This is a genomic window from Silvimonas sp. JCM 19000, from assembly GCF_054652575.1.
On sequence record NZ_BAAIHC010000017.1, the window covers coordinates 35,617 to 59,505 of the forward strand.

Consider the following 23,889-nt stretch of genomic DNA (forward strand, 5'->3'; position numbering starts at 1 on the left):
ATGCGGCGCAACATTTCTGACGGACCGTGGAAAGGCAGCGGGCTGCCAACTGGCTACAGCGCTGGTCTGCGCAGGGTTGAGCCGTGCGGGGCCCCGCCGCTGCCTGTCAAGAACGGGTGGGGGAGGTGGCGAAACCAGTCAGGTGGCGCTCGCCGCGCGCACGTCACGCCGGCGAAAACTGAGGCGGGTTGGCGCACTGGCTGTGGCTGGCGTTGGCTGCCCTGCCGCACCGGGGTGCGCCGCAGTGCTTCCGTCTGGACACGGTCTGTTATCCATGTCCTACGGGGCGGGCCGCTGCTGACATCAGCCCCGGCCCCCGTACGCTTGTTATTGGCCCGCCAGCTTCTCGTTTTGTGCAGCCACCCGGTCCGCGTCGACCGGTTTGGTCGGCTTGTAGGGCGAATGGCGCAGCGCATCGGTCCAGGTGATGTTGCGCTGCTGGACCTGCGTATTAAAGATGTGGAACAGCAGGGGCACCGGAGCAAGCGCATACAGCGCCAGCACCACGGGCGCATAACGTGGCCACGGGGTGGGATTGACGTTACCAAGCACTTCGCGTTCTGCGGCCTTCAAGGCAAACGATTTGCGATATGCATTAACCCGGTTTTCTACCGTCACATGAATCAAATGGCCCAAGGTGACCGAAATCACCGCCACCACGGTGCCTAATCCTGCATATCTGAAGTATTCCGGATACTCGCGCGCAATGGGCTGCAGCAGCACGATAAACGGAAAATGCAGGATATACGCCGGATAGGTCAGATCCCCCAGCGCCCGATCAAATTTGTTCTTTTTGGTGTAATTGAACAGCACCGGAATCATCGCGGCAATCAGCAGCATGTGCCACGGCGGCATGATGGTCCACGAGAACGACATCGCCACGATCAGGAAAACAAAGGCGATGTAATTAGGCTCGGTAGCGCGCTTGCTCAAATGAAAACTGAGCGCGCCGCCGCCAAAGAACAAGAACGAAGCGGGATAGAAATACATATTCATGGCGTAGTGCTGCGCGCTGCCCAGGCCGGCAATGCCTTCCAGCGGAAACAGGATACGGCGCAGGGCAATGCCATAAATGCAGCCCGCCAGCACCATCATGAACGTACGTTTTTCGCTCTTCAGAATAAACGGCGCCGCCAGAAAAAAGCAGCATTCCACCGCCAGCGACCACATCGGCGGGTTGATGGTCATTTTGGCCGGATCAGCACAACCCGCCCCGCTGGCCAGATGGGCACAGAATAATTGCGCCGAATCCTGGCCGAAAATAAACATGTTCTGCAGCACAAAATACAGTTTGGCACCCGGGCTAAGCTGGCCGAAGAATTGCGCGATCTCGTGCCAGGAAATAATCAGGGCAAACAGCAGGCCGATGTAATAAGTGGGGAAAAGCCGCAACACCCGGTTTAAGTAGAAATGCAGCGGATCGGTTTCCTTGTAGCGGCCATTCAAAACCATGGCCATGTAGAAACCGGAAATGATGAAGAAAAAGTCGACCACGTATTGGCCGCGTATGCCATAGAAGCCGAATACCGTGGAATCGGCGTGGGCGCCGATCACAGACAGCGCAAGAAAAAATCGCAGTAGGCCCATGCTCGTTCCAGTTGATCGGTTGACGTTATAGGAATGGGTTGCCGAGCCGCCTCGAAGCGCTCGCGCCCCGAATATAAATTACAACCGATGAAATTATCAAGAGAGCTTAAGTTATGGATAAGTATGAGCCGACGGTCAGTATGTTTGCTTGCTTCGGGCAAGTTACGGCGCCAGAGTGGGGCGAACGGGGCGGGGCGCTCCGCCGCAGGGGCTGGTTACCCGCTTTCAATCGTCCTTGCCCGGCCCGCGCAAGCGATAGCTACTGATCGGTCCGGCCGCCGCAAACATCGCTTGCGGGTGGGCTTTTAATTCCACTTCATTGATCGAAACACAACCGGCTTCGGCCGCCACTGGCGCGGCCCACGGTTGGCCATCCACGGTATAGACCGGCGTGCTGGCTGCGCAGGCTTCCAGTCGGGTAAAGCGCGGAATAAAGGCCCGCAGATACCACGGGATGACCGCTTTGCGGATCGCATTGGCCTGGTCGATGGCGGCCTGAGCATCGGCGGCGGAGAATTTTTGCGCGTCCGGCAAGACGGCAAACAGCAGCAAGTCCAGCTCCAACGCGCCTGCCCGCTTGTTGCTGGCGAACTTCGCATCCGGATCATTGGTGTGCGGCAGTTCGTCGAGCGCAATAAAACTGTCTTGCAGCGGCACCGGATACACCGCGTCATTGGTCCACAAATTGATGCGCACATCCTTGGCCGGCAATTGCGTTTTGGCGTCCATCACGCGAAACATGACGCGGACTTTGTCATGCGGATCAGTGTCCTGTTGTAAGGCGCTCCGTAATGCATCGACCTTGGCGTAAGGCATCAGGCCCGGATCGCGGACGGCAGTGACCGTGACCGCGGCGACCTCAGTGGTCTCTTCCGCCCATGTCCGGACGGCAGGTAGCAGGCTGGCGCAAATCAACAGACCAGGCAAAAGGCGCGATACGGGCATGGCAGCATCCAGGCGGGCAGTAGAGACGAATGACCTGGCAATCATAGGGGCCGGCCCGCCCGCTGAGCAGGGGGCGCGCAGGTAAAACCAGGTAAAGATGGTGAAGGATGGGATGCCGCTGGCGCTCGTTATTTTGCCCGGCCGCGCCACGGAGCCGGCGTGCCGCTGCTTGTAGACAAATCTCAACAAAATCGACCTGGCCGCCAGAGTACGGCGTTGTATCTACATCATAATTTTCTAATATGTTTTTTACTTCCGGCTTGCCCGCTGTTTTAATGAGCCCTTCGCGGCAGCGGTGTTACTGCCTATGCATCAATGAGTTACGACGTGCGCGTGTCGTACTGACAGGAAGCCAGCAGCCGCCATCTTGAATATTTATGGGTACTGTATGTTACGTTTTGCCTCCGCTTTTCTCTTTGTCGGCCTTCTTGCCGGATGTGCCTCCACCCTCAAGATCGTAAAGCCTGACCCGACTTCAGGGCTCTACAGCACCAACCACGCGCTCACCCCCACCGAGGTTCGCGTTGCCGAAAGTTTTACTCCGGCTTATGGGCAAATGGTCTACGTCAAGGTCAATGCAGAGCGACCCAGTGCGCAATTTGTCGACTTCTTTGTTGACGGCGTCAAAGAGACGCATGCCTTCAAGCAAGTGCTTACCAAGGACGATCTGCAAACATTGATCATTGAGCGCAACCTGGGAAGCAAGGTCCCCACGGTGTCCGATCTGGTCAGCTTGAATAATCTGAGTAAGGAAATCGGCCCGTTCTTGATTGTTGAGCCCGACGCCATCTGGCAGGGCGGCTATTACTACAAGGGCACAATCAAAGCCATAGACGCTTCGACAGGAAAAACGGTTCTGATGCTGGATAAGACCGCATTCAACGCGGCCGGGCTGGACGAACCGCTGTTTCATCCCTTGCTGAATGGTTTCATTAACTGGACGCACAACCGTCCGGTCTCATACGACGCGAGTACAACGGCCTCGGCGCAATTGCCGGCGCGCTCAAGTCCGCGTTAACAGCGCATGGCCAGGCGGGGGCGAAGGCGAGCAGGCGGCAATGGGGCGGCCAGCAACACGGCCGATCAAATTTACTCCGCCCGCCAATGCCCCGATTTGCCGCCCACCTTTTCCACCAGCTTGATCCCCGTCATCACCATCCCGCGATCCACCGCTTTGCACATGTCATAGATGGTGAGCAGCGCCACCTGCACTGCCGTCAGTGCTTCCATCTCCACGCCGGTGCGACCGACGGTTTCGGCGGTGGCTTCGCAGTGCACGCTGCAACTGCCTCTGTCCATGCGGAAATCCACTGTCACGCGGGTCAGGGCAATGGAGTGGCACAGAGGAATCAGGTCCGGCGTGCGTTTGGCGCCCATGATGCCGGCGATGCGGGCGATGCCCAGCACGTCGCCTTTTTTGTGGTTGCCGGCTTCGATCAGTTGCAGCGTCGCCGGGAGCATGCGGATTTCGCCGCAGGCGCGGGCCATGCGATGGGTTTCCAGTTTGGCGCCGACCCCCACCATATGCGCCTGGCCGCTGGCGTCAAAGTGGGTAAGGGTGCCGCCGTTGTCGCCGTGTTGATGTGCTTCCAGGTCGTCCATGGTGTTCAGATTCGGAAAAGTAGCGTCGGGGAATTCGACAAAGACAGGCGCCAGGCTTTCCAGCCAGTCGCCCAGTTTCAGTTGTTGGCGTTTAAGCCGTTCAATCAGTGAGCCCACCACTTCGCGCCGTAGCATGCACAGCGTGGGGTGGATCTGGCCGTTGCTCGATTGGGCGACGGCGGCGTTGGCACCGCTTTCGTTGAGCGCATTGAGCAAACGTTCCAGCAGATCGGGCGGCAAAGCCGGTACATCGCAGGGCACCACCAGCAGGATGTCGGCCGGCGAAGCCAACATGGCGGCATGGATGCCAGCCAGGGGGCCGGAAAAGTCGGGATGTACGTCGCGCAACACCGGATAGCCAAAGCGCGCGTAGTCGGGCAAGTGGCGGTTGGCGGAGATCAGCAAGTGGTTGACCGGCACACTCTGCTGCGACAACGCGTGGATCACCCATTCGATCAGGGGTCGGCCGTTAAACGACACCAGGCCTTTGTCGCGGCCGCCCATACGTCGGCCCTGCCCACCGGCCAGGATGACTGCATCAACCGTCATAATCCGCCTCCCAACGCTGGCGCGCGGTCTGATCGGTTTCGCGCGCGTCTACCCAATGGCCGCCGTCGGCGCTGACTTCCTGCTTCCAGAACGGCGCTTCGGTTTTGAGATAATCCATGATGAATTCGTTGGCTTGATAGGCCGCACGCCGATGCGCGCTGGCGGTCAGCACCAAGACGATTTGTGCCCCAGGCTGCAATTCGCCCACACGGTGGATGATGCTGATGCCCCCAAGCGGCCAACGCGCCTGCGCTTGCGTGGCGATGTGTTGCAAGGCGCGTTCGGTCATGCCGGGATAATGCTCCAGCCGCATCGCGACACCGCCATCCCAGGCACGGACCAGACCGCAGAATGCAACGATGGCGCCGATGTGTTCGCCATTGCGCAAGGCGGCGTATTCGGCCGCCAGATCGAAGTCGGCTTCCTGCACGCTGATGCGGATGTGAGCACTCATCTCAGCCCCCGGTCACAGGCGGAAAAATGGCCACTTCGGCTGCGGGCGGGATGGTGTCATCCAGTTGCGCCATGTCCTGGTTGATGGCCACGCGAAACGGGCGTTGGCCCGATAGTTCGCTATCCCACGCGCCGCCGCGCAAACGCAGCCAGGCGATTAACTGGCGGGGCGTGATGATATCGGCGGGCACGTCGACGCGTTCGGCCTGTACGCCGAGGGCATCGCGCAACCGCGCAAAGTAACGCAATTCGAGGGTTTTCATGGTGTCTTGATCATAGGAAATCAAAGCAAGCTGTCATAGGGCAACCATTGCAGCAAATCGCCCTCCTGCACGGCCACGTTTTCCGGCACCACCACCAGGCCGGAGCTGACCACCGCTGAAGTCAGCACCCCGGAGCCCTGGTTGGCCACCGGCATGGCGCGACCTGCAAGCAGATTGGCGCGCAGATATTCCCGCCGCGTTTGCGCGCCCCGGCTGAAACCCGCCGGAACCCGCTGGACCTCGGTCGCATCCGGCAGCGCGCCCTGGCGTTTGGCGAGGAAGGGTTTGACCAGCACCAGAAAAGTAACAAATCCCGATACCGGATTGCCCGGCAGCCCGATAAAACTGGCGCGGCTGTCGTCAGCGCGGCGCAGATGGCCCAGCGCAAACGGTTTGCCGGGTTTGATGGCCATACGCCACAAATCCAGTGCGCCGTGCGCTTCCACCGCAGCTTTGACATGATCCTCATCGCCCACTGAAACACCACCGGTGGTGATGACGATATCGTGGGCGGCGGCGGCTTGCAGCAGGGCGGCGCGGGTTCCGGCGGCGTCGTCGCGCACGATACCGAAATCGGTCACTTGATAGCCCTGACTCGTTAGCAAGGCATGCAGCAGATAACGGTTGCTGTTATAGATCTGGCCTGCGGCCAAGGCTTGGCCCGGCTCTACCAGCTCGTTGCCCGTACACATCAGCGCCACGCGCAAGGGGCGCATCACGCTGATCGATGCAATCCCCAGCGAAGCCAGCAGCCCCAGTTCCTGCGCGCGCAGCCGCGTGCCGGCGCGCAGCACCACACTATCGGCGCGCACGTCGTCACCCCGCGGGCGGATATGTTGCTGTGGCTTTACCGCAAAGTTAACGCGCAAGCTTGCGCCTGACACGCTGCAATCTTCCTGCATCACCACGGCATTGGCGCCGGCGGGCACCGGTGCGCCGGTAAAAATACGCGCGGCCTGGCCAGGCGCGATGGCGCTACCGCTTTCGCCTGCGGCGATGCGTTGTACCACCATGTAACTGGCGGGCGGCGCAGCAAAGTCGGGCACGTTCAGCGCGTAGCCATCCATGGCGCTGTTATCAAAGCCGGGGACGTCGAGCGGGGCGATTACGTCATGTGCCAACACACGATGATGCGCATGGCTGAGCGTGACGATTTCGGTGTCGGAAGTAGGGGAAAGCGGGATAGCGCTGTCGAGTAACAGGCTGAGGGCTTGGTCTACGGAATACATGGCAGTGGTTCCGGGGTTAAAACTCACCGGCGCATGATAACCGAGCGGGGCAATCGGCGCGCCACCCGCCAGGGCAGTGCGCCGCATTTGCGATTCCGCTTAAGCAGCCAGCTTAGAGCTGATAGCCCTGGATATCGGCTTTTTGCACCAGGCTTTGCAGGTATTCATGCATGGCGCGGCGCGAGGCGGTTTCGGTCAGGAATTCGGCAAGGCGATCCTTCACTTCGTCGTAGCTCACGGCTTCGCCGGTGGTCTTTTTGCCCGTGCGGATGATGTGCAGGCCAAACTGGGTTTCCACCAGTTCCGGCAGCAACTCGTTTTCGCCCATGCTGAACACCGCAGCATCAAATTCCGGCACCATCTGGCCGCGACCAAATTGGCCCAGCGCGCCGCCCTGCTGGCCCGACGGGCAAGCCGAGTGTTGCTTGGCCAGTGCTTCAAACTTGTACGGCTCAGCCTTCAGCTCAGACAAAATGCCTTCGGCCTTGGCGCGCAGCAAGCTTGCAGGTACGCCGTTTTCCGGGGTGAACAGAATGTGGCTGGCTTCGGCTTGTTCGCCACGCACAAAGGCTTGTGGGTTCTTGGCATAGAAGTCTTTGCAGTCTTCTTCGGTCGCTGCCGGCGGGGCCACTTTGGTCGACAGCAATTCGCCGATGGCTTCTTCAGGCACGCTGGTGTCCAGGCCTTCAGCCTTGGCGGTTTGCAGCAGCAGTTCGCGCAGAATCAGTTCCTGCACGGTCGCGTCATGGGCGTTCGGCGCGTCGTCATGATGCGGCAGTTCCGCCTGGATCATTGCGTCGGTGATTTCGACGCCGTTTACGGTAATAGCCATATTTGCTCCTCAGGCGAAAAAGGTAAGGGCCGCATTGTGCGGCCCGGTGCGCGGATTCTAGCGTGCTCACTGCATTTGCACGTGGAAATCCTGCGATACGTTATGCATCATTGGGCGTCCGCGCGACGCGGGTCGGGCGGAAATGATTTGCTGTTGGGTGATATGAGGTCAAAGGCGGGGCGCATAAAGAGGGCCCGCCCGGTTTTTATTTTATAAACAACAAAGTCGCGGCATCGGCCAGCGGCTGCAGCCAGAGCCAGGGAGCGTATGCAACCGTATATCGCACTGTTTTTTACCAAGTTATTGCTGGTGTTGGCGGGCTTGATCCCCATCGTCAATCCCTTGGGCGCCGCACCGATCTTTCTATCGATGACCTCGCGTTACACCTCGGCCGAACGCGCGGTGCTGGCACGGCGGATTGGCATTTATTGTTTCTGCCTGTTGCTGGGCAGCATGTTTGTCGGCACTTATGTGCTGGATTTCTTTGGCGTGTCGTTGCCGATCGTGCGGGTGTGCGGCGGCTTGCTGGTGGCGGTGGCGGGCTGGAAATTATTGAACGACAGCAACGCCGGTGATTCGAGCGAGCCCATCGGCGATGCCACCGAGAACATCGAAACGCCGCAGCGCCGCGACGAGTTGCGCCAACGTGCGTTCTTTCCGCTGACTTTTCCGTTCACCGTGGGGCCGGGTTCGATCACGGTGGCGATCACGCTCGGCGTCGGCATCCATGACGAAAGCGCGCATCGCATTGTATTGCCGCTGGCCAGTGTGGCCGGCGTGGCCCTGGTGGCGGTGATTGTTTATCTGGTGGATCGCTACGCCGACAAGGCGCTCAGCCTGATCGGCCGCACCGGCACGGTGGTGTTCATGCGGCTGTCGGCGTTTATCTTGTTGTGTCTGGGTGCGCAGATTTTGTGGGATGGCGCCAGTGGCCTGGCGGGTGACTTTATCAGCAGCCACCCGTGGGCCACCCACTGAAGTTCGCGCGCTAGCCGCGATCCTGCGGCAGCTGGCGCTTGAGCATATCCAGCACGCGTTGCGTGGCGCCGCGATGTTTGCTGGCAAAGCGCGTCGCGATCTTGCTGGCTTCGGCGCGCGCCGAGCGGTTGTTGAGCCAGAGCGCGGCAATGCGGGTGACCTCGCCCGCATCCTGGCCTTGCCGCGCCGCGCCCACTTCCAGCGCCAGTTGCGCGGCCTGGGCAAAGTTGAAGGTGGACGGGCCCAGCACCACGGGCGTACCCGCGGCGCAAGATTCAATCAGGTTCTGGCTACCAAACGGCAAGATCGAGCCGCCGATAATGGCCAGGTCAGCCAGCGCATACCAGGCATTCAATTCGCCCATGCTGTCGCCCAGCAAGACCGTGGTTTGCAGCGGGATTGGTGTTTGCTCCCAGGCGCTGCGGCGCAGAAACTGTACGCCGCGCTGCGCCAACAAATCGGCGACCTCATTAAAGCGTTGCGGGTGGCGCGGCACCAGCACCAGCAAGGTGTGCGGCGGCAGGGTGACGGCTTCCAGCGCGTCCAGCAACAGCGCTTCTTCGCCTTCACGGCTGGATGCCACCAGCAAGACCGGACGGTCACCGATCAAGCTGCGCCAATGTGCGCCGCGGGCCACCAGTTCGGCGGCCGGTTCAAAATCAAATTTTACATTCCCGACCACGCTGACATTGCGGGCGCCCAATGCGATCAGCCGATCCGCATCGGCCTGGCTTTGCGCAAACGTGCCGCTCAGGCCGGTCACGGCGGGGCTGAGCAACCAGCGCACGCGTTGGTAGCCTTCGGCCGATCTGGCGCTCAGACGCGCATTGACCAGGAACAGCGGCACCTTGTGGCGCTGGCTGGCGTAGACCAGGTTGGGCCATAGTTCGGTTTCCATCAGCAAGCCAAATAGCGGCTGATAGCGTTGCAAAAAGCGTTGTGTGGCGCCGGGATAATCGTAAGGCAGATAGGCGATTTCGACGCGATCACCCAACAAGGATTGCGCGGTGGCGCGGCCGGTGGGCGTCATGCAGGTCAGCAGCAATTTGCGGCCGGGCCAGGCGCGTTCCAGCGCGGCAATCAAAGGCACGGCGGCACGCACTTCGCCCACCGACACCGCATGCAGCCAGATGACGCCGCTGGCCTGGGCGGGCTGTTTGTAGCGCGCCCAGCGCTCATCCCAATGCTGGCGATATTCGGGTTGCTTGCGCGCGCGGCGCAGCAAATACAAGGCCACGACCGGCGTCATCAGCCACAGCAGCAGGCTGTACATCCAGCGCACGATCATGTGCGCATCCCGGCCAGCGTGGCTTGCCAGACCTCATCCACGCTGGGCACCACGCCGATGGCGCCCAGGTTGACGGCGTAGGTGGTGGCCAGCACGCCGGTCTGGCTGGGGTCAGAGGCGCAATAAATCGCAACCACCGGCGTTGCCATCGCGGCGGCAAGGTGGGCCAGGCCGGTATCGACACCGACCACCACACGCGCATCGGCCAGCAGCACTGCGGCTTCGGTCAGGCTCATGCGGGGGGCGGCGATGGCTTGTGGAATGGCGGCGGCCAGGCGCTCGGCGCGCGCTTGTTCGCGCGGATTGCCCCACGGCAGCACGCAGGCCAGGCCGCGCTGCGCCAGCCGGGTGCCCAGCGTAATCCAGTGAGCCTCGGGCCACTCCTTATCGGCGCGACTGGTGGCCGACAACAGCACGGCATAGGGCGCGGCGGGTAGCCATGGCAGGGTGATATCGGGGCGCGACAGACCGTAGTCTATGGTCGGCGGCGAGGGGTAGTTAAGGGCGCCCGAAGCAATCTGGCGCACCCGTTCGATGGCGGGCTGTTCCCACACTCCGGGGATTTTGTTGCGATACATCAGCGCGGCCAGCGGTTCGCGCGCCCAGCTTCGATCCGGGCCGGCCACCGGGCCGTGGGCAATCTGCGCAACCAGCGCGCTTTTGATCAAACCCTGCACGTCCAGCACCATGTCGTAGCGCTGTTTGCGTAAGCCGACCAGGGCGCTATTGATGTCTGCGCGGGTTGCGGCACGCCAGAAAGACTTGCGCCAGCGGCGCATGGCAATCGGAATTACATCGCGCACGGCCGGGTGCAGCCGGGGCAGGGCGGCAAAGCTTTCTTCGCAGACCCAGTCCAGACGCAGGCCAGGCAGGGCGCGCGCCATGTCCGTCACCGCCGGCATGGCATGGATGATGTCGCCCATCGAAGAGAGTTTGACCAACAGTATTTTCGGCATGGGCGGCATTCTAGCAGGCCGCGCGCTTTGGCACAGGCGGCCCGTTCTGGCTACACTGGCGGTTAATCGATAACGTTTGCGAAGCTTGCATGAATATTTCTGTACGTGTTGTCTGGATCCTCGCCCTGTCGGGATGGCTGTTTGCTGCATGCGGCCTGGCGGCGTGGTGGCGCTTACGCGCAGACTTTTTGCGGCTGCGGCAACGCTATGCGCAAAAGGCGGGCGTGGATGCGCTCACTGGTTTGTCGCTGCGTGATCGCTTTCTGGAAGACGCCGCCATTGCCGTCAACCGGGCGCAGCGCAATGGTCAGCCGCTGAGCGTGATTCTGGTGGGCGTAGAAGACATGCACGGGATTAATCAGCGGCATGGTCATGCGGGCGGCGATAGTGTCATCAAGCAACTGGCGGCGATGTGCCGCGAAAATCTGCGTGACTTTGATATCGTCGGGCGCTTCTCCAATGACGAGGTGGCGCTGGTGCTGGTTGATACCCCTGAGTCCGGTGCACAAATCGTCGCCAACCGCCTGCTGACGCGTAATGCCGGGCACACGGTTGCCTTGCCGGATGGGCAGCAATTTGAATTTGCCGTGGGCGTGGGCATCAGCCAGTTGCATGACGAACGCGAAACCGCCGAAGACCTGTTACTGGGCGCCGATGCCGATCTGGCCTTGCGCCGCGCCGCCCGCAAGCCGGGCTCGGCGCGCATCATCAACGGCAATCCGCCCACCCCGGCCGCGCTGGCGTGAGGGCCGCAGCATGAAGATCGTGCGGGTGATTGAAGTGTGGGAAAAAGACATGGACGGCGCATTTGTCGGCTATCTGCCGGTGGCCGATACGCTGTCGCTGCCGTTTCTGTTTGGCTTGTTCGCGCATGAGCAAGACCGGCCCGACCCCGAGATGAAGCTGTCTTATATGCTGGACGCCCGCCGCATTCAGGCGCTGCAGCCGTGGGTGGCGCAGCAGATGGATGCTGCGCAATTCGATTACATCCTCACCGCCCACGGCTACCCGGACCAACCCGGGTAAACCCGACGCCCGTCGCATAGGGTGGGTCTAGACCCACCAGGCAAAGCCAACGAGAAGAATAAAGCGGCTTGCAAGGTTCTTCTTCGCGGCTTTGAACGGTGGGTCATGACCCACCCTATATCTAGTCGCTGAATCACATAGGGTGGGTCTAGACCCACCAGGCAAAGCCAACGAGAAGAACAACGCGGTTTCAAAGTTCTTCTTCGCGGCTTTGAGCGGTGGGTCACGACCCACCCTATTTCTGTCGCGCGATCACATCGGGTGGGTCTAGACCCACCCGATGGCTTATTTGCAGCTACCGAGATCTTGCCAGACGCCCCATTGGCCGCTGGCCGAGGGGTTATCGTTTTGCGTCCACCACTTGTTCTGGTAGTTGTGCGCGCTGTAGCTGACCTTGGTGCCTGCGGTGGCGTATGCCTGCGTGGCCACCCATGCCGGTGCGCAACTGGTGGATGGCGTCGGGGTGGGCGCGGGCGTTGGCGTCGGTGTGGGCACCGGCGTCGGAGCCGGGGTCGGAACCGGCGTTGGCGTTGGCGTTGGCGCTGGCGTTGGTGACGGAGTCGGTGCGGGGGTTGGCGTCGGCGTCACCCCATTTACATCCACTTGCCACGTATACGTGTTGCCATCGCGCGCATACACATGGTTGCCCGTCGCATTCTTCTGCGGCGATACCGTGCCATCCGCAGCCAGCTTGCCGATGCTCACATAGCGCGACGAGGTGTTCACCGTTTGCGCCATATAAAACGGCCAGTTGGCCGCCAGATACATGGCATCGCCATTGGCGCTGTAGGTGCTCATGGTGGTGGACCACGTTTCCAGATCGGCGCCGTTTTTGTCGAACAGCCGGAACACCACCTTGGTGCCATCCGCCAGGTTCTGCGCGGCGGTCACCGTGCCCAGGTCTTTAAAGTTCGACACCACCGGGGTAAAGCTCACATCCGAGCACGAATAAAACGCCTCGGTGCTGTCCGAGCGCTGCCACGTTGCATAGATCACATGGTGGCCGCTTTTGCCGGTGGGCAAGGTGCAGCTCAGGTGATAGCGGTTGTTGGCGTCGGCGGTCAGATTGCCCAGCGTGCAGAACTGCTGCAGATCGGACCACTTCAGCGGCGTGGTTTCGCTCCAGCCGTCACGCGTCACATACAGCGTCCACGCCTTGGTGGCGTGCTTGGCGGTGGCGTTCCAGACAAAGTCGAACTTGCCGTTGGCGTCCGGCGCGATCACCGTGGTGGCCCAATCCTGGCGCGGCAAATCCAGCCCGCTGTAATTGGCCTTGCCGCCCGCGCACAACTGGCCATCGGGCACCACGGCCTGATGGTTGCTGTTGGCGTTGGCCTGGTTTACGCCCGCCCAGTCGTACAACATCTGTGGGCCAGACTGCGCTACCGCCGCCTGGCAAGCCGCCGAAGTGGGCGCTTCGGGGCCTTCTTTAAAGCACTGGTACACGCGGCTGATGGGCGATTCCATCGAGCCATGCGCCAGCGCGGGTTGCGCCAGCCCGGCCAGCAGGGCCAGGCAGAGCGGGGTCATGATGCAGCGTGCTGCGGATAGATGTGTTACCGGTTTCATTTAAAACTCCTCTTTCCTCTGGTTTATCGGACCTGGCAACAGGCCTCTGTTTTAGCGATCAAGGCCATGTATACAAGCCAGCCAGGTCACGGCTAACAGTAGGAAAGGGCTTGCCTTGATACAAGGCAGATACAAATGGGCGGTGGCCGCGCCGGGGCTGGCGGCGGGGGCGCGCCCATAGAAAAAGGCTGCCGCAGCAGCCTTTTTACCCAACACATCAACCCCGGAACCGGGCTCAGCTATGCACAAACTGGCGGATATGGGCCAGCAGTTCATCTTCCTGGTAGGGCTTGCCGAGGAACACATTCACGCCCAGTTCATTGGCGTAATTGCGGTGCTTATCGGCAGTGCGCGACGTGATCATGATGATCGGAATATGGCGGGTGTCGTCGTTGGCGCGGATATTACGCGTCAGTTCAAAGCCATCCATCCGCGGCATTTCGATATCGACCAGCATCACCGCCGGTTTCAGATCCTGCAGCTGTTGCAGCGCGTCGACGCCGTCCTTGGCGGTCTGCACCTGGAAGCCTTCCCGCGCCAGCAGGCGGCCGGTGATCTTGCGCACGGTCAGCGAATCGTCGACCACCATGATGACGGGGACGGTCTTCAGCTGCTCGGCCCGCGTCGGCGCGGCCTGGCCGGTTTGTGTGGCCACTTCACCACGGGCCAGCAGCGCCAACGGGTTCATGATCAACACAATGTCGCCGTTACCCAGTACGGTCGAACCGGCCACGCCAGGAATCCGCGCCAGCTGCGGGCCAATGGCCTTGACCACGACTTCCTGATTCTTGACCAGTTCGTCGACATGCAGCGCCATCCGGTTGGCACCCGAACGCAGCAACAGCACGGTGGAGAAGCGTTTGGTTTCCGGCATGCTGGTGGCGTCACCCAACAAGCGCGGGAAATAAGAGAACGGATAGCGGCTGCCCAGCCATTCCTGGGCGCGCTGGTCGTACAAGCGTGCCAGCGGCTCCTGCTTCAGTTCCTGCACCTGTTCGATCATCACCGACGGAATCGCGTACAAACGGCCCGCTGCCTTCACCAGCAAGACTTGCGTCACGGCCAGCGTCAGCGGCAGGTTGATGGTAAAGGTGGTGCCCACGCCCGCTTCACTGCTTACATCCACGCGGCCGCCGAGGTTACCGATTTCGTTCTTCACCACGTCCATGCCGATGCCACGGCCGGACAGCTGCGTCACCGACGATGCGGTGGAGAAGCCCGGCTCAAAAATCATCTGCATCAGATCGCGGTCGGCCACGTCCTGGCCTTCGCTGATCAGGCCTTTCTCCAGCGCTTTGGTGCGGATGCGCGGCAGATTCAGGCCCTTGCCGTCATCCTTCAACAGCAGCACCAGCTCGTTGCCTTCCTGGCGCACTTCCACCAACACTTCACCAAACTCGCTCTTGCCGGCAGCAGCGCGTTCTTCCGGGCTTTCCAGACCGTGGTCGATGGCGTTACGCAGCATGTGCTCGAACGGCGAAATCATTTTTTCCAGCACGCCACGGTCAATTTCAACGCGCGCGCCGCGCAATTCCAGGTTGACCTTCTTGCCGGTTTCTTTGCCGGTGGTGCGGGTCAAGCGGTACAGACGATCCGAAATGCTGGAGAACGGCACCATGCGCACGCGCATCAGGCTCTGTTGCAGTTCTTTGGTCATCCGCGCTTGCGAGTTCAGCGCTGCGCTCGATTCGTCCAGGTTCTTCAGCAAGTTGTGCTGAATGGTCGACACGTCGTTAACGCTTTCCGCAATAAAGCGGGTGATCTCTTGCAGACGGGTAAAGCGGTCGAATTCCAGCGGATCAAACGACGCTTCGAGCGAGTTACCCAAGTCCTTCTCGCGCGCCTGCATTTGCGATTCGGCCTGGATTTCCAGCTCGCGCATCTGGCCACGCAAACGCGTCACGTTTTCGGTCAGATCCAGCAGCGAGCTCTTTAGCGCCAGCATTTCCGATTCGATCCGCGCACGCGAAATCGAGACTTCACCGGCCTGGTTAACCAGCTCATCCACCAGCTCCGATTTAACGCGGATGGTGGTTTTGCCTTCGGCATCGGGTGCGGCCACCAGCGCCTGGGCGCGCGGCGCGGCCTGTTGCACGGCAATGCCGCTCACCACGTCGGCGGGCTTGGCTTTGCGGCCCGACAATTCGTCGAACAGCAAGCTGGTCAGGTCGTAATCGTTTTCCAGTTCTTCCAGCAGCGGGCCGGAGAAATGCGCGCCAGCGGCCAGCAAACGCGATTCCATGCGGTGCACGGCTTCGCCCATGCGCATGGCGCCGGACATCCGCGCGCTGCCTTTCAGCGTGTGCAATACGCGCTTGAGCTTGTCGGCATCGCTGTCGTCGCCTTCATGCAGCGAGCGCAATACCGCGCCGATTTGCGGCAGCAGCTCGTCGCCTTCTTCGATAAACACCGGCAGCAACTGCTCATCAATTTCATCAGTCAGTGCGTCGTCCAGCTCGGCTTTGCGTTCACCCAGCGTGCCGCCGCCTTGCGTCAGCAGATTGTCGAGCGGCGATTCAACGGCATCGGCCACTGGCGGTACAAAGGCCAGTTGTTGTTCCGGCGCGAAGACCGGCTCAGCCAGACCCAGCGCGGCGGCCGGCGCATAGGCAGCGGCTTCGGCGTCGATTTCAGCCAGGTCGACTTCAACCGGCGCGTCGTGATGGGCATTGTGATGCAGGGCGTGGCTGTCGGCATCGTGCGGCTCAAACGGCGCAACTTCGGTGTTCCAGCTGTCGTGCGGCAGATCGAGGATGGTGCTTTCCAGATGCGTGCCCAGGTCGTCGGCCGCTGCGGCTTCGAGCGACACGTCTTCCGGCAGCAGGTCTTCGGCCACGGCCAGCGCCTGGCCTTCCAGCGGCGCCAGCTTGCTTACGGGCGGGTCTTCAAATTCGGCTTCCGCCGCCATGGCTTCGGCACCGCTGATTTCGGTGCTGCTGCTGGCGGCGGCGTCCAGATCCAGGTTCAGATCGGCTTCATCCAGCGCAATCTGGAATTCCGGCGCGGCCATATCGACCGTGTCTTCCACCGGCACCAGTTGGTCCAGCTCATCCAGCGACAGCGAAATCTCGTCGTCTTCAGCTTCAGCGCTCAGGGCGGGCGGCGCTACCGGGGGGCTCAGGTCCAGCGCAGCACTGTCTTCCAGCGCCAGGTCCAGCGCGGTATCGGCCAGCGAAATCTCGTCGTCCTCGTGCGCCAGCTGCGGCGTATCCAGATTCAGATCCAGGCTCAACACGTCTTCGATGCCCGGTGCATCCAGGTTCAGCACCAGGCTGTCGGCCGGATCAGCGGGTGCGCTGGGTGCGGCGGCATCCGGGGCCGATTCAAAGCTGAAGTTGGCCGCTTCGTCCGCGTCCAGTTCCGTCGCAAACTCGATCGGCTCGGCGGTCATGGCGGCGCTGGTTTCTGCGCGGCTTAGCGTAGGGCTGCTGGCTTCCAGCAATTCCAGATCGGCGCTGTGAGCGGACGGGTCTTGCTCGTCTGAGGGCAGATCAAAGGTGAATTCATCGTCGGCGACTTGCGCGGCAGCGGCGTCATCGGCCAGGTCAAACCCGGCTTCTGGCGCAGCGTGTGCGGCAAATTCTTCGGCACTTTCGACGCTGGCAAAATCGGCGGGCGAGATCGCATCCAGTTCAATCGCCGCGGCGGCCGGGCTGTCTTCCAGCGACAATTCCAGCGCTTCTTCATGCAGCGCGGCCAGTTGGCCAATTTCGAAGGCGGCGTAGGTCGGCGCCTGGCGATTAAAAATCTGATGCAGTTGTTCTTCCACGCGGGTGACCGAACCACCCAGCAACGGCGCTTGTTCGTACACGCGTTCGCCCAGTTCCTGCACCGCGTGTTCGATGGCATAGGACAACTCGCCGAGGCCACGGAAGCCCGCGGTCGAAGCGATGCCGCCCAGCGTGTGCGCGGCCAGCAAAAAGTCCGGTGGCAGCCGGTTGCCCTGGGCCAGCGCATTGCGGCCCGTCACCAGCACGTTCAGATGGCGCTCGGCTTCATCGCGGAAAATGCTGAACAGGGTGGCCGAGACGGTGACCTCGCCAACTTGCACATCGGCCGGGCTGTCGTCAGCTGCGGCTTGCGGCGCCGCTTCGGGCGTAATCGACGCCACCGACACGGTGGGCAAACCACCGGCTGGCGCGTTATCCAATGCGGTCTTGAGCGCGTCGGCTCGTTGGATCAATTCATCCGAATCGACGGTGGCGCTGCCGGTGCTCGAAAGTTGTTCCACCCAACGCTGGAAGGCGTCGTGGCTGTCCTGGATCAGTCCCAGCAAATCCTGGGTGGCGGCTTGCTCGGCCTGCAGCCATTTGTTCATGACTTGTTCAATCGCCCAGGCGGCTTCGCCAAGGTGATTCAGCCCGACCATGCGGCCGCTGCCTTTCAGGGTATGGAATGCGCGACGCAACACGGTCAGCGCTTCGCGATCATGCGGCGCGGTCCGGCACAGGGCGATCTGGCTGGTGATGGTGGCCAGCACTTCGACCGCCTCTTCCAGATACACCTCCAGCAATTCGGCATCGACCGCTGCATCCGATTGCGGCAACGCGCGCGGGGGCTCGGCCAGTTCGATGATTTCGGGGGCGGCGGTTTCCGGCGTTACGGCGGCGGCGGCCGGGGCGATCATCGGCGGCTCGGCTTCCAGCGCGGCGGCCACGTCGGTGACTTCGGGTTGCGGCGGAATAAAGCCAGTCATGCGGGTCAGCATCGGCTGCACCAGCGTGGCGTTTTCGTCGCGGCCCTGTTCCATTGCATCGATATAGAAACCGATGACGGAGAAGCCTTCGGCCAGTTCTTCCAGCTCGGCATGCGTCGGCGCTTCTTCGCGCGCGGCAAACATCTGCACGCGTTCCTGGCAGGCTTGCAACAGCAGCACGGCGTCGTCGCAGCCCAGCATCATCAGCGCGCCTTGCACCTGGCGCACGCTCGGGTCCAGCGCATGCAATACCTCGCGCTGGCTGGCATCGCGGAAGAAGGTATCCAGCGATTCTTCAATCACTTGCAGATTGCTGCGCATTTCTTGCGCCAACTGGGCAACCAGCAGTTTTTCTTGCGCCTCGCGGCTGACGGCGTCGAGCTGTGGCAGTTCGACGTCGGCGTGCGGGTCTTCCAGGCGCCGCACCATGGCTTGCGCCTGCTCGGTAAATTCGGGCGCGGTTTGCGGGTAGATGGCCAGTGCGTTATCGGCCAGCAACAAGGCGGTGGCCAGTTCCAGCGCTTCGCTTTCGCCGATGCCACCCTGGCGATAACGCTCGAGCGCCAGCCGCACGCCTTTCCACAAACCGGGCAGGCCCGGGATGTCGAGCGCGGCGGCGCGTTGTTCCAGTTGTTCCACGTCGCTGCTCAAGGCGGGCAAACGCTCGGCCTGGCCGGCAGCAACGCGGCTCCACAATTCTTTGGTGGTGGCCAGATCTTCGCGCAGGGCACGCGCGGCTTGCAGGCGCGCCTGCGCTTCGGGCGACAACGTGTCGGCAGCGGCGTCAGCCAGCATGCCGGGCAGTTCAAATGCGGTGCGCAGATGCTGCGCCAGCGTGCTCTGGCTATCCTGGTGCGCCAGGATATACAGCAGATCGCGGAACAGACGCTCGGCCACTTTGCCCGAGCCATCCGAAAGACGGCGCAATTGCAGATTCATGCGCATCAACAGCGCGCGGGCATCCAGATCGAGTTCGGCGCGGTTGGTCGGCAGGGCGTCGACCACGGCGGCGGCACTCCACCAGAAGGCGCGGGTAATGCTGGTGTGTTGCGCGGCGGCCAGTTCGGACAAGCTGCGCGCCATGGCGGTGGCACCGCCCGCATCCTTGTTGCGCAGATAGCGCAGCAGGCCCGATTCAAAGCGCGTGCGTTGCTGACGCACCCAGGTCGACCACGCGGCGGCATCGACTTGCGACGTCGGCAGATTGGCCGGGACTTCCAGCTCGCCCAGTTGCGGAAAGAACAATTCAGCGCCCGAACCTTGCGCGCCATGCAGTTGCGCCAGCTCGGCAAACGGCGCGCGCAGCGCCAGCGGCACATTGGGCGCGCCTGCTGAAATCCGCTCAAGGTAACGCGTGGTGTCGCCGATGGCGCCGATGGCGGTGCCCAGCGCCTGCGGCGGCGTTTGCTCACGCGCCACGCTGGCCACCAGTTGTTCGATTTCTTCGCAATAGCGGGCCAGGCCTGCCAGCTCGACCATCTGCAGGGCGCCAACGGCCTGGTGCAGATGCGTTTGCGCATGCTTGAGCAGCGCGGCATCGGGCGCAGTCTGGTATTGCGTCAGCGCGGTGGCTGCGCGATCGAGGGTTTGTTCCAGCTCACCCTTCACCCAGACTAAAGAGCCGTGGTCGAATTCGGTATGCACGCTCATGTGGAGTACTCAGTTCGGTAAGCGATAAGGCGCAGCGCGCTACATCGGGCAGGGGCGCGCGTCGCCGCGCACCGACTGGGGTCGGTGCTGGCAAGATCAATGTCTGGGGCGCGGCCGGGGCCGCGCCTGTTCATCAGCTTAGTTTGAAGCCGGCGACCGAGCTCTTCAGGCCGACGGCCAGGCCATTCAGCTGGCCGACCACGTTAGCGGACTGTTTCACACCGGCGGAGGTTTGTTCGGTCACCGCCAGAATGTCGCGCATCGAGGCATTCACGCGGGCGGCCAATGCGGTCTGATCTTCGGTTTCGTGGGCAATCGACTGAATCAGTGCCGACAGATCACGCGTTACCGACTCGATCTGCGTCAGCGCGCGGCCAGCGGCATCGGACAACTTGGCCCCTTCCACCACACCCTGGGTCGACACTTCCATAGCGGCCACGGCATCGTGCGTATCGGTCTGAATGGTCTTCACAATCGCGCCGATCTGCTTGGTGGCTTCGCCGGAGCGTTCAGCCAGACGCTGCACTTCTTCCGCCACCACCGAGAAGCCACGACCGGCTTCACCAGCGGCTGCGGCCTGGATGGCTGCGTTCAGCGCCAGCACGTTGGTCTGTTCGGTAATGTCGGAAATCAGTTCAACGATTTCACCAATTTCCTGTGACGATTCGCCCAGACGTTTAATCCGTTTTGCAGTTTCCTGAATCTGCTCGCGGATTTCATTCATACCCTTGATCTGGTTGTTTACCGCCGCCGCGCCTTGTTCTGCCGCCGCCAGCGACGCTTGCGCCACCTCGGACGACTGGGCTGCGGTGGCCGATACGCCCTGAATCGAGCGCACCATCTGTTCAACCGTGTTGTTGGTACTGGTAATTTCGCGCGACTGGCGGTCAGCAGCGGCAATCAGCTCGGTCGAAACGCCCTGCGCCTCGCCGGTAGCCGAACTCACCTGGTCGGTGGCGCGGTTAATACCGGTAATCAGCGAACGCAACTCTTCAATCGTGTAGTTGATCGAGTCGGCGATGGCGCCGGTCAGGTCTTCGGTTACCGACGCGCGTACCGTCAAGTCACCATCGGCCAGATCCGACATTTCGTTCAGCAAGCGCAAAATGGCTTCCTGGTTCTTTTTGTTCTCGTTTTCCGACAACAGACGACGACGCAGCGAATCCTGGTTGTATACGCGTTGCAGGAAATACAGCGCGGTGACGCCCACGCCGATAAACAAGATTTCCAGAATGGTAACCAGTGCGCTGCCCAGCGTGTTTTCGTACACGTCGGCCAGTTGCATGGTGTCGCGCAGCAGCGGCTCGGAATCACGCACGATGGCCTGGTTTGCCAGGCGGGTGTTTACCAGCGGCTGCATGTTGCGCGAGAACGACGCCACCACGATTTCAAAATGGTGGAAGTACGAACGCACTTCTTTCAGCTTGTCCACCATGGCCGAGGTGTTGGCCGGGCGAATCTGCATTTCTTCGTTGCCATCCATAAAGCCCTGGATGATGTCACCGAAGGTGGAGGTATCTTTACCCAGCAAGAACACGGTCTCGGGGTTGATCAGGTCACCGGCCAGCAGGGCGTTGGCGTTCTTGGCCATCCGTTGCGACAGCATCGACAACTGGTTGGCGTAATCCAGTTCACGCGCGGTGCCGCCGCCTTCGGCCAGCATCGCGGCAAACTGCTGGGTCAGTTCCAGCAAGCGCGCATCATCCTCGTTGATACCGGCAACGCTCTTGCCCACGGTAATCAGCTGGTTCTTTTGCTTGAGAATGGTATCGACCGTCGGGCGCGCCGGGTTGGGGCGGTACGACTGGTTCCATACCTGATGAATCTGGTCGAGGGTGGCACCGGGGCTGCGCACAAAGACACTGAATACGGTGGGGGCGCCCAGACCTTCCAGATCGGAGTCGAACTTGTTGTACGACTCTTCCAGAATCTTGAAGGCCTCGGCATCGCCGCGCACGGCCAGCGTGGATGCCCGCGCAATCCGCTGCGACAACATCTGCATTTCGGTGGCGGTAGAACGCCGCTCGGCGTTGATGCTGGACGCCTTGAACGACAGGAAGGCAACACCCACAGCGGCCACACCGGCCACTGCCACGGTCACCAGCAGGTAGCCGACCTGTGTCCGCGACGGCAGATGTCCAATGAACGGCACCGGACGCAATACGCCGTCTTCGCCGGATTCCGGCATACGCAGTTTGTCCAGAATCCACGTGGTCTTCATCGGCTCGAATTTACGAGCCCCGTCCGCCGCTTTGTCCTTCCGGGCAAACGCTCCCTTCAGGTTGCCCAGTTTCAACGTCGCCATGCTTTGCCTCTCTCCCGATACTGCCCAAGGGCGCGCCAGCGTGGCGCGCCAACTGCAAGAAAAGCCCACCGTGATCTGTCAGCGGATGCGCCTGTTCTTACGGTTTTAACGGTTAATGATGATGTGTAATCACCGGTCTAAAAGTGTTTGCTGCCAGCGCCCGATACTTTGCCGGGCGCCTTACGTTTTTGTTGATTCCCTGACAGGGCCAGTGCCAAAAAAAGCCGCATGCGGCGGGTCTGGCCAGTGCCTGTATTGCTTGGGTACGACGTGTTGCCTTAGTGCAGCCCGGCTTGCAGAAAGGCGGCGTCTTGCGACAACCGGCTTACTTCGAGCGTGTGCCAGGCGCCACCCGCGGCGTCGGCATAATGTTCACCCACCCAGGGGTGGTTCATGCTGGCGGGCACCACGGTCATATCGGCCAGATGCTTCAGCCCCAGCATGCGCTCAACCAGTACCGAGGCATGCAGGATATGTTTGGCGTGCAGCAAAATCAGGCGGGATGCAGCGCTGGGCACCAGCGGGGCTTCGCCAAAAAATGCGGCCAGATCGGTCACGCTGACCAGGTTGCCGCGGATATTGGCCACGCCGCGAAACCAGTGCTGCGCCAGCGGTACTTCTGACACGGTGGGCAGCGGCATGACTTCGGCCACATCGCCCAGATCAAGCAGCCAGTTATGGCCACCGATGCGTACGCCCAGGCGCGCATCCACTTGCGCGGTGGCGGCTGCCGTCTTGAGGCGCGCGACCACGCCTTCCTGGTACTCGCGCAAACTGATCCGCTTGGCCATGACTGTGCTGTTCTCTGTGCGTTCTGCTGATGATCGGGCCGGGCTTAGCCCAGTGCGGCGATCTTGGTAAACAGTTCTTGCGGGTCTACCGGCTTGACGATGTATTCCGCCGCGCCCTGGCGTTTGCCCCAGACCATGTCGGTTTCCTGATTCTTGCTGGTGCACATGATCACCGGAATATGCTTGGTGACTTCGTCGCGGGTGATGGTGCGCGTGGCCTGAAAACCATTCATGCCGGGCATGACCACATCCATCAGGATCAGGTCGGGCATGATGTCTTTGACCTTGGCCACGGCTTCTTCGCCCGATTCGGCGGTCAGTACCTGGTAGCCCGCTTTGGTCAGCAGCTCGCCCAGAAAATGACGCTCGGTAGGGGAGTCATCCACGATCAGTACTTTTTTGATAGACATGGGTCTGTGTTCACTCTTGTAACTTGGATTTCGGGAAAGCTGGCTACGCAGTGCGAACGTGTTCGCCTACTGCGGTCAACAAACTGTCCTTGGTAAAAGGCTTGGTCAGATACTGGTCTGATCCCACCATGCGCCCGCGTGCCCGATCAAACAGGCCATCTTTGGAAGATAGCATGATGACCGGCGTCGCCTTGAAGCGCGGGTTTTTCTTGATCAGTGAACACGTCTGGTAACCGTCAAGACGCGGCATCATCACATCAACAAAGATCACGTCGGGCAGGTGGTCGCTGACTTTGGCCAGCGCGTCAAACCCGTCTTCCGCCAGGATCACTTCACAACCTGCCTGGCCGAGGAAGATTTCTGCGCTACGGCGGATGGTATTGCTGTCATCGATCACCATCACCTTGACGCCGGCAAGACTCGACATGGAACTCCTCCTGATGCGATGCCACTGCTTTATTGATCTAACGAAATCCGCTGCGCGGTTTTGAGCGTTTGAAGCCCGTAACGGCCACGCAAATATGCAATGGTCATTCCTTGTTCGCAGGATGATACCGACGCCTTCTCAAATAAGACAAGACTAATAAGCGCGCGGTGTTGCGAGCGGTACGGGCGGCAGGATGCCCGGTTTTGTCGGGGTGTTTGTGGGCGCTGGAATGAACGGTCAGACCTGCGGGATGGGCGGCGACCGGATGGTCAGCGCCGGCGCTGACGGACACACGGCTTACGCTGCCGACCCGGGTATATGCCGATGTTTGCG

Annotated in this window: 19 protein-coding genes; 4 read left to right on the forward strand and 15 right to left on the reverse strand. The window is 61.4% G+C overall.

Going from position 1 to position 23,889, the window contains the following annotated elements; translation table 11 throughout:
* Positions 1-327: 327 nt before the first annotated feature.
* Together ACYQ1A_RS14990 and ACYQ1A_RS14995 are read right to left on the reverse strand one after the other, a co-directional pair.
* Positions 328-1,587: an acyltransferase family protein gene (locus tag ACYQ1A_RS14990; protein WP_499363235.1), complete on the reverse strand. Its 1,260-nt coding sequence runs from the start codon at positions 1,585-1,587 to the stop codon at positions 328-330.
* Positions 1,588-1,812: 225 nt separating this feature from the next.
* A complete protein-coding gene (locus ACYQ1A_RS14995) occupies positions 1,813-2,532 on the reverse strand; it encodes a hypothetical protein (protein WP_499363237.1) in 720 nt (239 codons plus the stop codon).
* A gap of 388 nt (positions 2,533-2,920) precedes the next feature.
* On the opposite strand from ACYQ1A_RS14995, the gene ACYQ1A_RS15000 reads away from it, so the two are divergent.
* Positions 2,921-3,550 (forward strand): hypothetical protein, encoded by a 630-nt coding sequence (locus ACYQ1A_RS15000; RefSeq protein WP_499363239.1) that lies wholly within the window; start codon positions 2,921-2,923, stop codon positions 3,548-3,550.
* 71 nt (positions 3,551-3,621) lie between these two features.
* On the opposite strand, the gene moaC is transcribed toward ACYQ1A_RS15000, so the two are convergent.
* From moaC to ACYQ1A_RS15025, 5 genes are read right to left on the reverse strand one after another with little or no spacing between them, the layout of a single operon-like run.
* Positions 3,622-4,683, reverse strand: coding sequence for a cyclic pyranopterin monophosphate synthase MoaC (gene moaC / locus ACYQ1A_RS15005; RefSeq protein ID WP_499363241.1), 1,062 nt, complete (start codon positions 4,681-4,683; stop codon positions 3,622-3,624).
* Positions 4,673-5,137 (reverse strand): molybdopterin synthase catalytic subunit MoaE, encoded by a 465-nt coding sequence (gene moaE / locus ACYQ1A_RS15010; protein ID WP_062224580.1) that lies wholly within the window; start codon positions 5,135-5,137, stop codon positions 4,673-4,675. The genes moaC and moaE overlap by 11 nt, the downstream gene beginning before the upstream one ends.
* Position 5,138: 1 nt before the next feature.
* A complete protein-coding gene (locus ACYQ1A_RS15015; protein ID WP_062224584.1) occupies positions 5,139-5,399 on the reverse strand; it encodes a MoaD/ThiS family protein in 261 nt (86 codons plus the stop codon).
* A gap of 20 nt (positions 5,400-5,419) precedes the next feature.
* Positions 5,420-6,715 carry a molybdopterin molybdotransferase MoeA gene (locus ACYQ1A_RS15020; RefSeq protein ID WP_499363244.1) on the reverse strand — a complete coding sequence of 432 codons (1,296 nt, stop codon included), beginning with the start codon at positions 6,713-6,715 and terminating at the stop codon, positions 5,420-5,422.
* Between the two features lie 25 nt (positions 6,716-6,740).
* Positions 6,741-7,460, reverse strand: coding sequence for a peptidylprolyl isomerase (locus ACYQ1A_RS15025; protein WP_499363246.1), 720 nt, complete (start codon positions 7,458-7,460; stop codon positions 6,741-6,743).
* A 267-nt stretch (positions 7,461-7,727) separates the two neighbouring features.
* Here ACYQ1A_RS15025 and ACYQ1A_RS15030 point away from each other — a divergent pair, with 267 nt between their 5' ends.
* Entirely contained in the window at positions 7,728-8,438 is a 711-nt protein-coding gene (locus ACYQ1A_RS15030) for a MarC family protein (RefSeq protein ID WP_499363247.1), read from the forward strand.
* A 10-nt stretch (positions 8,439-8,448) separates the two neighbouring features.
* Here ACYQ1A_RS15030 and waaA read toward each other — a convergent pair whose 3' ends face one another.
* Positions 8,449-9,726 carry a lipid IV(A) 3-deoxy-D-manno-octulosonic acid transferase gene (gene waaA, locus ACYQ1A_RS15035; RefSeq protein ID WP_499363249.1) on the reverse strand — a complete coding sequence of 426 codons (1,278 nt, stop codon included), beginning with the start codon at positions 9,724-9,726 and terminating at the stop codon, positions 8,449-8,451.
* Positions 9,723-10,682: a lipopolysaccharide heptosyltransferase I gene (waaC, locus tag ACYQ1A_RS15040; protein ID WP_499363251.1), complete on the reverse strand. Its 960-nt coding sequence runs from the start codon at positions 10,680-10,682 to the stop codon at positions 9,723-9,725. The genes waaA and waaC overlap by 4 nt, the downstream gene beginning before the upstream one ends.
* 89 nt (positions 10,683-10,771) lie before the next feature.
* Between waaC and ACYQ1A_RS15045 the strand changes: the two genes are divergently transcribed.
* Positions 10,772-11,428, forward strand: a complete 657-nt coding sequence (locus tag ACYQ1A_RS15045; RefSeq protein ID WP_499363253.1) for a GGDEF domain-containing protein — start codon at positions 10,772-10,774, stop codon at positions 11,426-11,428.
* A 10-nt stretch (positions 11,429-11,438) separates the two neighbouring features.
* Entirely contained in the window at positions 11,439-11,708 is a 270-nt protein-coding gene (locus ACYQ1A_RS15050) for a hypothetical protein (protein WP_499363255.1), read from the forward strand.
* Between the two features lie 285 nt (positions 11,709-11,993).
* Here the strand turns inward: ACYQ1A_RS15050 and ACYQ1A_RS15055 are convergent, their stop codons facing one another.
* The 6 genes from ACYQ1A_RS15055 to pilG form a co-directional block, all read right to left on the reverse strand.
* Positions 11,994-13,277, reverse strand: a complete 1,284-nt coding sequence (locus tag ACYQ1A_RS15055) for a lytic polysaccharide monooxygenase (RefSeq protein WP_499363257.1) — start codon at positions 13,275-13,277, stop codon at positions 11,994-11,996.
* Positions 13,278-13,512: 235 nt separating this feature from the next.
* Positions 13,513-19,623, reverse strand: coding sequence for a hybrid sensor histidine kinase/response regulator (locus ACYQ1A_RS15060; protein WP_499363259.1), 6,111 nt, complete (start codon positions 19,621-19,623; stop codon positions 13,513-13,515).
* 133 nt (positions 19,624-19,756) lie between these two features.
* On the reverse strand, positions 19,757-21,928 hold the full coding sequence (locus ACYQ1A_RS15065; RefSeq protein WP_499363261.1) for a methyl-accepting chemotaxis protein: 2,172 nt from the start codon (positions 21,926-21,928) through the stop codon (positions 19,757-19,759).
* A gap of 278 nt (positions 21,929-22,206) precedes the next feature.
* Complete coding sequence (locus ACYQ1A_RS15070; protein ID WP_499363263.1) at positions 22,207-22,719, reverse strand: chemotaxis protein CheW; 513 nt, start codon at positions 22,717-22,719, stop codon at positions 22,207-22,209.
* A 44-nt stretch (positions 22,720-22,763) separates the two neighbouring features.
* Complete coding sequence (locus tag ACYQ1A_RS15075) at positions 22,764-23,129, reverse strand: response regulator (RefSeq protein WP_062224755.1); 366 nt, start codon at positions 23,127-23,129, stop codon at positions 22,764-22,766.
* A gap of 43 nt (positions 23,130-23,172) precedes the next feature.
* Positions 23,173-23,556, reverse strand: coding sequence for a twitching motility response regulator PilG (pilG, locus tag ACYQ1A_RS15080; RefSeq protein ID WP_499363265.1), 384 nt, complete (start codon positions 23,554-23,556; stop codon positions 23,173-23,175).
* Between the last annotated feature and the right edge of the window lie 333 nt (positions 23,557-23,889).

Coding starts and splice junctions, on each gene's coding strand:
- ACYQ1A_RS14990 (WP_499363235.1), bottom strand. CDS start 1,587: ATGGGCCTACTGCGATTTTTTCTTGCGCTGTCTGTGATCGGCGCCCAC.
- ACYQ1A_RS14995 (WP_499363237.1), bottom strand. CDS start 2,532: ATGCCCGTATCGCGCCTTTTGCCTGGTCTGTTGATTTGCGCCAGCCTG.
- ACYQ1A_RS15000 (WP_499363239.1), top strand. CDS start 2,921: ATGTTACGTTTTGCCTCCGCTTTTCTCTTTGTCGGCCTTCTTGCCGGA.
- moaC (WP_499363241.1), bottom strand. CDS start 4,683: ATGACGGTTGATGCAGTCATCCTGGCCGGTGGGCAGGGCCGACGTATG.
- moaE (WP_062224580.1), bottom strand. CDS start 5,137: ATGAGTGCTCACATCCGCATCAGCGTGCAGGAAGCCGACTTCGATCTG.
- ACYQ1A_RS15015 (WP_062224584.1), bottom strand. CDS start 5,399: ATGAAAACCCTCGAATTGCGTTACTTTGCGCGGTTGCGCGATGCCCTC.
- ACYQ1A_RS15020 (WP_499363244.1), bottom strand. CDS start 6,715: ATGCGGCGCACTGCCCTGGCGGGTGGCGCGCCGATTGCCCCGCTCGGT.
- ACYQ1A_RS15025 (WP_499363246.1), bottom strand. CDS start 7,460: ATGGCTATTACCGTAAACGGCGTCGAAATCACCGACGCAATGATCCAG.
- ACYQ1A_RS15030 (WP_499363247.1), top strand. CDS start 7,728: ATGCAACCGTATATCGCACTGTTTTTTACCAAGTTATTGCTGGTGTTG.
- waaA (WP_499363249.1), bottom strand. CDS start 9,726: ATGATCGTGCGCTGGATGTACAGCCTGCTGCTGTGGCTGATGACGCCG.
- waaC (WP_499363251.1), bottom strand. CDS start 10,682: ATGCCGAAAATACTGTTGGTCAAACTCTCTTCGATGGGCGACATCATC.
- ACYQ1A_RS15045 (WP_499363253.1), top strand. CDS start 10,772: ATGAATATTTCTGTACGTGTTGTCTGGATCCTCGCCCTGTCGGGATGG.
- ACYQ1A_RS15050 (WP_499363255.1), top strand. CDS start 11,439: ATGAAGATCGTGCGGGTGATTGAAGTGTGGGAAAAAGACATGGACGGC.
- ACYQ1A_RS15055 (WP_499363257.1), bottom strand. CDS start 13,277: ATGAAACCGGTAACACATCTATCCGCAGCACGCTGCATCATGACCCCG.
- ACYQ1A_RS15060 (WP_499363259.1), bottom strand. CDS start 19,623: ATGAGCGTGCATACCGAATTCGACCACGGCTCTTTAGTCTGGGTGAAG.
- ACYQ1A_RS15065 (WP_499363261.1), bottom strand. CDS start 21,928: ATGGCGACGTTGAAACTGGGCAACCTGAAGGGAGCGTTTGCCCGGAAG.
- ACYQ1A_RS15070 (WP_499363263.1), bottom strand. CDS start 22,719: ATGGCCAAGCGGATCAGTTTGCGCGAGTACCAGGAAGGCGTGGTCGCG.
- ACYQ1A_RS15075 (WP_062224755.1), bottom strand. CDS start 23,129: ATGTCTATCAAAAAAGTACTGATCGTGGATGACTCCCCTACCGAGCGT.
- pilG (WP_499363265.1), bottom strand. CDS start 23,556: ATGTCGAGTCTTGCCGGCGTCAAGGTGATGGTGATCGATGACAGCAAT.